General features: G+C 62.2%; 6 protein-coding genes. 4 read left to right on the top strand and 2 right to left on the bottom strand.

The window, feature by feature from the left end; translation table 11 throughout:
• Together EOS_RS38630 and EOS_RS38625 are read left to right on the top strand one after the other, a co-directional pair.
• On the top strand, positions 1 to 4,206 hold a 4,206-nt coding region (locus EOS_RS38630; protein WP_047897498.1), incomplete at its 5' end, for a DEAD/DEAH box helicase.
• 490 nt (positions 4,207 to 4,696) lie between these two features.
• Positions 4,697 to 5,764 carry a helix-turn-helix domain-containing protein gene (locus EOS_RS38625; RefSeq protein ID WP_047897497.1) on the top strand — a complete coding sequence of 356 codons (1,068 nt, stop codon included), beginning with the start codon at positions 4,697 to 4,699 and terminating at the stop codon, positions 5,762 to 5,764.
• Positions 5,765 to 6,139: 375 nt separating this feature from the next.
• On the opposite strand, the gene EOS_RS47315 is transcribed toward EOS_RS38625, so the two are convergent.
• A complete protein-coding gene (locus EOS_RS47315) occupies positions 6,140 to 6,316 on the bottom strand; it encodes a hypothetical protein (protein ID WP_160312571.1) in 177 nt (58 codons plus the stop codon).
• Between the two features lie 106 nt (positions 6,317 to 6,422).
• On the opposite strand from EOS_RS47315, the gene EOS_RS38620 reads away from it, so the two are divergent.
• Positions 6,423 to 7,277, top strand: coding sequence for a hypothetical protein (locus EOS_RS38620; protein WP_047897496.1), 855 nt, complete (start codon positions 6,423 to 6,425; stop codon positions 7,275 to 7,277).
• 39 nt (positions 7,278 to 7,316) lie between these two features.
• Here the strand turns inward: EOS_RS38620 and EOS_RS38615 are convergent, their stop codons facing one another.
• The gene (locus EOS_RS38615) at positions 7,317 to 7,685 is read right to left on the bottom strand and encodes a VOC family protein (RefSeq protein WP_047897495.1); all 369 of its coding nucleotides are present in this window, start codon (positions 7,683 to 7,685) and stop codon (positions 7,317 to 7,319) included.
• A gap of 285 nt (positions 7,686 to 7,970) precedes the next feature.
• On the opposite strand from EOS_RS38615, the gene EOS_RS38610 reads away from it, so the two are divergent.
• Positions 7,971 to 9,350: a GH1 family beta-glucosidase gene (locus tag EOS_RS38610; RefSeq protein ID WP_047897494.1), complete on the top strand. Its 1,380-nt coding sequence runs from the start codon at positions 7,971 to 7,973 to the stop codon at positions 9,348 to 9,350.
• The last annotated feature ends 52 nt before the right edge of the window (positions 9,351 to 9,402 follow it).

The raw sequence follows: 9,402 nt of genomic DNA, 5'->3' as shown, positions 1-9,402 counted from the left end.
GCGCCGACCGGTTCGGGCAAGACGCTGACGGCGTTCCTCGCGGCCATCGACGAACTGGTTCGCGAAGGTCTTAAGAGCCCGCTGCCCGACGAGACGACCGTGGTTTATGTGTCGCCGCTCAAGGCGCTTTCCAACGATATCCGCGTCAACTTGCAGGAACCGCTCGCCGGCATCTCGGATGAACTGGCGCGGCTCGGCCTGCCGCCCATCGAGATTCGCGCGGCCGTGCGCACCGGCGACACCACGCCGCAAGAACGCAATGCAGTAAAAAAACGGCCGCCGCACATCCTCGTCACCACGCCGGAATCGCTTTATGTGCTGCTGAGTTCCGATTCCGGCCGGGCGATGTTGTCGACGGTGCGAACGGTGATCGTCGATGAAATTCATGCCGTGGCCGGCAACAAACGCGGCGCGCATCTCGCGCTCAGTCTCGAGCGGTTGGACGCGTTGTGCATGGAACACAAACACGAAGCGCCTGTGCGGATTGGGTTGTCGGCAACGCAAAAACCAGTCGAACTGGTCGCGGAATTTTTGACGGGTAAGTGCCCGTGTTCGATCGTCGATGTCGGTCATGTACGCAAGCGCGATCTCGCGCTCGAACTGCCGCCCATACCGCTCGACGCCATCATGTCGAACGATGTCCGCGAGCGTGTCTACGACCGCCTCGCCGATCTCGTCTCGCAGCACAGCACCACGCTCGTGTTCGTGAATACGCGCCGGATGGCCGAGCGTGTTGCACGCCATCTCACGGAACGGCTCGGCAAGCCCGCGGTCGCGGCGCATCACGGCAGCCTTGCGAAGGAGCAGCGGCTGGATGCCGAACAGCGGCTCAAACGCGGCGAACTAAAGGTGCTGATTGCAACGGCCTCGCTGGAACTGGGTATCGATATCGGCGACGTGGAACTGGTCTGCCAACTCGGTTCGCCGGGATCGATCGGCGGTTTCCTGCAGCGTGTCGGGCGCTCGGGGCATCAGGTGCGCGGCACGCCGAAGGGGCGGCTCTTTCCTGAATCGCGCGACGATCTTATCGAATGCGCGGCGTTGCTCGATTGCGTGGCGCGCGGAGAACTCGATGCGCTGCATATTCCCCAAGCGCCGCTCGATATCCTCGCGCAGCAGATCGCGGCCGAAGTGGCGTGCCGCGAATGGAGCGAGGACGCGCTGTTCGACCTTGTGCGCCGCGCGATGCCGTACGCAGCGCTGAGTCGCGAGCAATACGACGAGGTGCTGCGGATGCTCGCCGAGGGCTACACGAGCCGGCGCGGCGTGCGTGGGGCGTATGTGCATCGGGACGCGGTGACGCGCAGTTTGCGCGGCCGGCGCGGTGGCAAGCTGACCGCGGTGACATCGGGCGGAGCGATTCCCGACAACGCCGACTTCGCCGTGCTGCTTGAACCGCAGGGTTTGCAGATTGGTACGGTAAACGAAGATTTCGCGGTTGAAAGTCTCGCCGGCGATGTGTTTCAACTCGGTAATGCGTCGTACAAGATCCTGCGTGTGGAAGGCGGGCGTGTACGGGTGGAAGACGCGCATGGCCAGCCGCCGAACATTCCGTTCTGGCTTGGGGAAGCGCCGGGGCGGAGCGATGAATTGTCGTCGGCGATCGCGCGGTTGCGTGCTGGCATCGACGCGTGGCTCGGCGAATTCTCGCTCGACATCGCCATTACCAAGCTGGTTAATCAAACCGGTATCGGCGAGGAAGCGGCGCGGCAGATCGTCGATTATCTGGCGCGTTCCCGTGCGGCACTTTCTGTTCTGCCGACGCAGGATGTGCTGGTGATGGAGCGTTTCTTCGATGCCTCCGGCGGCACACAGCTCGTTATTCACGCACCGTTTGGCAGCCGCGTGAACCGCGCGTGGGGGCTTGCCCTGCGCAAGCGCTTTTGCCGGACGTTCAACTTCGAATTGCAAGCGGCCGCGACCGAGGACGCGATCGTGCTGTCGCTAACGGGCAGCCACAGCTTTCCCCTCGATGAAGTCTGGCGTTATCTGCGTTCAGCCACGGCGGAACATGTCCTGATCCAGGCGCTGCTAGACGCGCCGCTGTTCGGCGTGCGCTGGCGCTGGAACGCGACCAATGCGCTCGCGTTGCCGCGCTATGCGGGCGGGCGCCGGGTCGCGCCGCAATTGCAGCGCATGAAAAGCGAGGACCTGCTGGCGACCGTGTTCCCCGATCAGGTTGCGTGCGTCGAGAACGTGGTGGGCGAACGCGATGTGCCGCGTCATCCGCTGGTGGATCAGACGATCGACGATTGTCTGCACGACGCCATGGACTGCGACGCGTGGATCGCGTTGCTGCGGCGGATAGAAAGCGGCGAGGTGCGGCTTGTCACGCGCGATTTGCCCGCGCCGTCGCCGTTGGCGGCTGAGGTTTTATCGGCGCGTCCGTACGCCTTTCTCGACGATGCCCCTATAGAAGAACGCCGCACCCGGGCCGTGCTGGCGCGCGGCTGGACTGACCCTCAATCGACCGATGACCTGGGCGCGCTCGACGCCGATGCCATCGCGGGCGTGCGCGAAGAAGCGTGGCCGTCGGTGCGCAACGCCGACGAAATGCATGAGGCGCTATCAGGACTTTCATGCATCACCGAAACCGAGGCGCAAGCGAACGACGGCTGGCCAGCCTTGCTTCAAACGCTCTCGGCTTCAGGGCGCGCGACGCGTTTGCAGGTGACATCGGCGGATGGTTTGTGGGTGCCGGTCGAACGCCTGACATGCTTGCGCGCCCTCCACCCGGTCGCGCCGATGCAGCCGCCGCTCGAAGCGCTTCCCGGTTTCGATGAAACCTGGACGGAAGACGACGCACTCGTCGAAATCGTGCGCGCGCGGTTAAGCGGCTTTGGTCCATTGCCAGCGCCTGTTATCGCCCGGGCTTTGGCGGTGCCGGTCTCATCAGTGGCGCTTTCACTGACGCGCCTCGAAGCTGAGGGCTACGTGATGCGCGGCCGCTTCACGCCGGGCGCTACGGAAGAGGAATGGTGCGAGCGGCATCTGCTTGCGCGTATTCATCGATACACCGTGCGGCGTTTGCGGCGCGAAATCGAGCCGGTCGAGTTGCAGGATTTCATGCGTTTCCTGTTTGACTGGCAACACCTCAGCGCAGATTCCAAAGCCGACCCGCACGGCGACGGCCACGACGCGCTGATGCAGGCTATCGAGCAATTACAAGGTTACGAAGCGCCCGCCGTGGCGTGGGAAGACGAGATTCTGCCCGCCCGCCTGACTGACTATTCGATGACTTGGCTCGACGATCTCTGCCGCTCTGGCAAGGTCGTCTGGAGCCGGCCGGGCGCACGTTCGCGCAGTTCGGGCGGTCCGGTGCGCACCACGCCCATCGTGTTGCTGCCGCGACGCAACCTGCCGGCGTGGAACCCGCTGATGCAATCGATGCAAACGCCGGAACCGTCGTCGCGCGCCCAACTTGTGTTCGATGCGCTCACGAAACACGGCGCCATGTTCTTCGATGAACTGCGCTCGGACGTCCGCCTGCTGGATACCGAGCTTGAAACCGCACTGGGCGAACTGGTGTCGCTGGGACTGGTGAATGCCGACAGCTTCGCCGGCCTGCGCGCGTTGCTCACGCCGGCTGCGCGCCGCAACAGTTTTGGCCGGCGGCCCCGGCGCGGCGGGCGGTTTATCGGCGGCATGAACGACGCCGGGCGCTGGGCCTTGCTGCGTCGCTCTGAAAGTAGCGACCGAGTCGCTCCCGGCAACGATTCACTCGAACACGTCGCAATGACCCTCTTGCGCCGATACGGCGTGGTCTTCTGGCGCCTGCTCGAACGCGAAGCCGATTGGCTGCCGCCGTGGCGTGACCTGCTGCGGGTATTTCATCGGCTGGAAGCGCGCGGCGAAATTCGCGGCGGCCGTTTTGTCGCGGGGCTGGCCGGCGAACAATTTGCGTTGCCCGAAGCCGTGCCGCTTCTGCGCGACATGCGCAAGCGGCCCGCCGACGGCAGCTTTATCGCGATAAGCGCGGTCGATCCGCTGAATCTTGCGGGAACCTTGCTGCCCGGGGAGAAGGTGCCGGCGCTGCCGGGCAATCGCGTGTTATATCGCGATGGTTTGCCGGTGGGGGCGGTTATCGCAGGGAAAACGCGCTTTCTGATAGAACTCGATACCGAGTCGCAAGAGCGCGTGCGCTGGCATCTCGTCAGACGCAGTTTCGACCATATGCCGAGTTCTACGATGGTTATGAGCCGTTGAAAACACGCCATCGCGTTCTCACGATAAAACGCTGATTTCCTTGATAAAACTTACCGTGTAAAACAAATCGAGAAATCGTAAACGCGTTTAGCGAACCCGTCCCTTATTAATCCGGTCCGGCCATGGGTTTCTGAGCGAGGGGCTAGGCGAACCGCGACAAAAACCAGTAACCGATATACGGGCGATCCCACGCGAGTCGCATTATCGATTCCAATGCCTTTATTAATAAGCACTTAGCCGCATTCCTTGGCGCATCGGCGGACGGCGGCGTCAGGAAAGCCGCTGCCCCGATTGACCCGTTCCGCAAGAAAATAAACCTGAAAATAGCGATAACCCCCGGTTCCCTCAGGATCGTTTTAAACACATGCTAAAGTTTTAGTGCTAAAACGCCGTTAAATTCTTTGAGATGTCGGATAAAGGCATGAAAGCCTGGTCCGAAAAATCTGCAATGCCATGTCGAACCCTGCTGCTATGGAGGCTGAGTAACACCATGTCCCCGCCCATCAGATTCGACAGTGCCGAGTTCGCGGAGAACGACGCAGAGGAAATCTGGCGCGAAGGAATCGACGCCATATTCGAGATCCAGCGTCCGAAAGATCCACCCGCGCCATTTCGCGCAAAGATGGAAAGCTGGGCCCTCGGCGGGATGCTGCTTATGTCGCACGTCGTGGGCGGCGATGTCGAGTTTCAGCGTACCCGCCGCAGGATTGCGACCTCCGGCATCGATCATTACCTGGTGCATTGCCTGCTCGACGGCACGCTGATGTCGACGTTCGGCCGCGACACCCAGCAGGTGCCGCTCGGCTCGGTGGTGATGCGCGACCTCGTCGTGGAAAACATCGGCTTTACCCGGGACGCGCCCATGCTCACGCTCACTATTCCGCGTCAGGCGATCGACCGGCGCACGGGCGGCGCGTTGCGGATGCACGGTTTATCGTGGGACCCCACCGACCCTATCGGCGTGCTGATCGCTTCGCACATGCGCACCCTCGCGAGCGTCGCGACCGCGATGGACGACGAGCAGGCGCTCGTGGCCGGCGAAGCCACGCTCGACTTCATCGCGGCTTGCGTGCTGCGGCGCGCCGAGCGCTGGGCGGAATCCGGCGACCCGCGCCTGACGCCGGTGATCCGGGCTCAGGCGCTGAGTTATATCGAAGGCAATCTGGCGGACACGAGCCTCGGCCCGGCGAGGCTGCGCGAAATCCTGAAAGTATCCCGAACGGCGCTATACGAACTCTTTGAACCGATGGGCGGCGTCGCCGAATATGTGCGGGCTCGCAGGCTCGATGAAGCTATGCGCCGGCTCGAGTCGCCGCTGCACGCGCGCGATCTTATCGGCGCGATTGCCAGTGCGGTCGGATTCATGAGCGAATCGACGTTCAACCGCGTGTTCAAGGAGCGTTTCGGCTGTACGCCGACAGAAGCGCGGGGACGACGCGCGGGCGGCGTTTTTACGGGTTTCGGCGTGACGGCGACGGGAAATGGCGCCGGGCACCCGGACGATGCGCGCGGCGTCGGGGCCATGACTGCCGCGAAGATCCGCGACCTGCGCGCCTGAGCACGTAAGGGGCGAGTAATGAGTGCGTAATGGATATGCGGGGGTGTAGGAGGAAGTAGACATTTCATCGGCATCCCGGAACGAAATGGGCGAAAAGAGCGGACGGAATGAGAGGGCGGCAGGGCGTGTCGAGGGCATCATGTGCGGACTTTGACGCAGGCGTCGTGGACGGTGTCGACCCGACGCTGAAGTGGCTCAAGTGTGGAGGTCGACTATTGCGCGGTCGCGGCTTGTATTTCGATCCGGCTGGCCGCTTTCGGCGCAGGACAGCACCCTCCCAGCGCGTGTTGCACGCGTGGCCGGCGCCTTCTGCATCGCACGCACACGCCAGGGATCATCGCGTGCGCGTTCCCGACAAGCGCCACCAAGGCGGCCCTAATCGGCCAGCAGGACTACGACCATGCGCGCCGCGCGGCGGGGATGTTGTGATTCTGCTGGACCATCCATCGCCAACGCCGCCGCGAAGCGTGGGAGAGGCTCCACGCCCATCGACAAGCCCACGCCTGAGCGCTGCAAAGTACAGGAATCGCCGGCTGAGAGAGAAAGCGTCATCAAGACGCTTCACGGCGAAAAAGCGCCTCGCGGGGACATGTCACCGACATGCGACCCGCCGCGTGTTCGATCCTAAACCAAGAAAAAAGTGACTTCGGGAAAACTCATGTGGCTGTTCGCTTTCTTCCAGGCTGAAACCCCGCTAGGCCGGATCCTCAAGACGGGCGTGTGCGGCGCGGCAATCGTCGCGTTTTATAACGGTCTCGCCTCGACACCGCAATCGAATGCCCAGATTGGACTATCGCTGGCTGTGATCGTGGCGCTCTGGCTGCATGGTTTTCGGGAAAGCCGGCGGTTGTCGTATGCGTCGGCGTTATGCGACGCCGAGATCCGTGAGGAGGAGGGCCGGATTCGCGTGGCCGGCGGCGGTCTCGATCTCGTTTTGCATCTCCCATCGCGAACGCTCACCGTGAACAAAGTGGCTAGGCGGTTCGTCTCGCCCGATGCCCCCGGTGAATTTCAACGCTTGCGCTCCGGTCGCTTCGAGTGGCCGTTCGGTGCGCTGGCCGTCGAGCCCGAGCTGACTGCGGCGAATGCTCGCGCCGCGTCAAAGCGCTGGACGGGCGAGGCGGTAACGATCCCTTCCGGCACCGCCGATACGGCAGCACGCGAGGCCGCTAGCGCGAACGAGACACCGATCGGCGAGCGCGAAATCGACGTGTACTGGATGCATCCGGGCCAGGGAGATCGCCTGTTGTTTTCGGTGGCTGGCCCAGCGGGAAAATACGAAGCGATGGAACGCGCGTTTTCGATCTTCGCTGCGTGGACCGATCGAGAGGACGACGCAAGGCGCGCGATCGAACGCCGGCATAAGGCGGAGGCCTGGCAACGCGACTGGGAAGCGAAACGGCTGGCGGAGGAACTCGAACAAACGCGGCGCAGAGGGGACGGCGCCACCGACGAAACTCCTCCGCACTTGCTTGCCACGGCCAGGACGATGACGCGATCGAGAAGGTGGTAACCGCTGTACACCTTCTGAAAAACGGCTGACGGAGTCGCTTTACTGCTGGGGAATGGCATAAACGCGCAGGCGATGGCCGTCCGGGTCCAGCGCGACGAAGGTAAGGCCAAATTCCATTTCCGTTGGACGCTGGATGATTTCCAGGCCGCGCTTGACCCAATCGGTGAAGACGCCATGCACGGTGTCGTTGTCGTTCACCGGGAAGGCGATCTCGCCGCCGCCCGCCGCTGTCGCCGCGGGTTCAACCGTATGCCTTGACCACAATCCCAGCTTGAGACCCGACTCAAGGACGAACATGGCGAACGCCGGGGAAGACTCGACGGGTGTCTTGCCCAGCAGGCCGGCATAGAAATCGGCACTGGCCGAAGCGTTGTCCACGTACAGGACGATGAAGTTGGGATCGGTCATAGTGAGCGCTCACGAAGGGTCGGTGGGAAGCAGCCGGCGTGCTGCCGGTGTTTGAAGCCGAGCCCATCGTAAGTGTTGCGACTGCCAGTTTCTGTCAGCAGCGCAAGTTGGGGGAGCAGCGTCCTTTATTCACCGATCTTGTCAGTCTTTAGTTCGTAGTCGACTCGCCAGCCTCTTCCCGGTTCACCTCCATACAAACCCGGATTGTCCCCGTCAATTCGGCGCTGCTATCGTTCGCAAGCGCTTGTGGAAGCGCTTCCACTCCAACGTTCAACAGGAGTTCTCGTGGCACTCGACGCATCCGTTGTCTCCAGCGATCCGTTTTCCCCACCCTCCGATTCAGCCCTCTGGCGACGAGATTTCCTGCTCGGCGCAGCAACTGCTTCCTACCAGATCGAAGGCGCCACGCACGAAGATGGCCGCCTCCCGTCGATCTGGGACACGTTTTCGGCCACGCCCGGCAAAGTGCTGGCAGGCGACACCGGCGAGGTTGCCTGCGATCACTATCATCGATGGGAATCGGACCTCGAGTTGCTCTCCGCGCTTAACGTCGATGCATACCGTCTTTCCATTGCATGGCCGCGTGTGATGGACGAAGCAGGGCGCCCGAACCGGAAGGGTATCGACTTCTATAAGCGGCTTATCGGCCGGCTGAAAGAGAAGGGGCTCAAGACCTTTGTCACGCTCTATCACTGGGACTTGCCGCAATATCTGGAAGACCGCGGCGGCTGGCTCAATCGCGACATCGCGTATCGCTTCGCTGATTACGCCGACCTGATGAGCCGCGAACTCACAGGCCAGGTCGATGCCTGGGCCACGCTCAACGAACCCTGGTGCTCGGCATATCTCGGTTACGGCAATGGCCATCACGCACCGGGTCTTGCCAATGACCGCTACGCCACGCAGGCGATGCATCATCTGCTGCTTGCGCACGGCAGCGCAATACCGGTCTTGCGCGCGAACGATCCCGCATCGCTCAAGGGCATTGTCGCGAACGTCGGCCGTGGAACCGCCGATACCAACAGCGAAGCTGACACACGCGCCGCGCATCTTTTCGAAGTCCAGCATAACGCCTGGATCCTCGACCCACTGCTGAAAAAGGCCTACCCCAAGGATCTTTTCGAACTATGGCCAGGCACCGAGCCGCTCGTGCTCGATGGCGATATGGAAACTATCGGCACGCCGCTCGACTTCCTCGGCATCAACTATTACTTCCGTACGAACGTGAAAAGCGATGGCGCGCACGGCTTTACGGAAGTGCCGCTGCAAGGTGTCGAGCGCACGCAGATGGGCTGGGAGATTCATCCCGATGGCCTGCGCGACCTGCTGATCGGATTCAACAAGACCTATGCTTCCTTGCCGCCGATCTATATCACCGAGAACGGCATGGCGTCGGATGACAAAGTGGTCGACGGCCGCGTCGATGATCAGCAGCGTATCTCCTTCCTCAAGCGCCACCTTGCCGCCGTCGATAGCGCGATCAAAGCCGGCGTGGACGTGCGCGGATATTTCATCTGGTCGCTGATGGACAACTTCGAATGGGCATTCGGTTATGAGCGGCGTTTTGGCGTGTTTCATGTCGACTATGAAACGCAGAAACGCACCATGAAACACAGTGCCGAACTGATCGCGAAGTTCCTTAAGGAGCGCAAGACCCGCACCTGAATTAAATCCTGACCTGCAGCAAGATTCAATGCCGAATCCGTTGGACCACATG

Origin of the sequence: Caballeronia mineralivorans PML1(12), assembly GCF_001028175.1 — a bacterium.
In the GTDB taxonomy this organism is placed as follows: domain Bacteria; phylum Pseudomonadota; class Gammaproteobacteria; order Burkholderiales; family Burkholderiaceae; genus Caballeronia; species Caballeronia mineralivorans.
This window is presented reverse-complemented; position numbering and strand designations above follow the sequence as displayed.

Coding starts and splice junctions, on each gene's coding strand:
- EOS_RS38625 (WP_047897497.1), top strand. CDS start 4,697: ATGTCCCCGCCCATCAGATTCGACAGTGCCGAGTTCGCGGAGAACGAC.
- EOS_RS47315 (WP_160312571.1), bottom strand. CDS start 6,316: ATGACGCTTTCTCTCTCAGCCGGCGATTCCTGTACTTTGCAGCGCTCA.
- EOS_RS38620 (WP_047897496.1), top strand. CDS start 6,423: ATGTGGCTGTTCGCTTTCTTCCAGGCTGAAACCCCGCTAGGCCGGATC.
- EOS_RS38615 (WP_047897495.1), bottom strand. CDS start 7,685: ATGACCGATCCCAACTTCATCGTCCTGTACGTGGACAACGCTTCGGCC.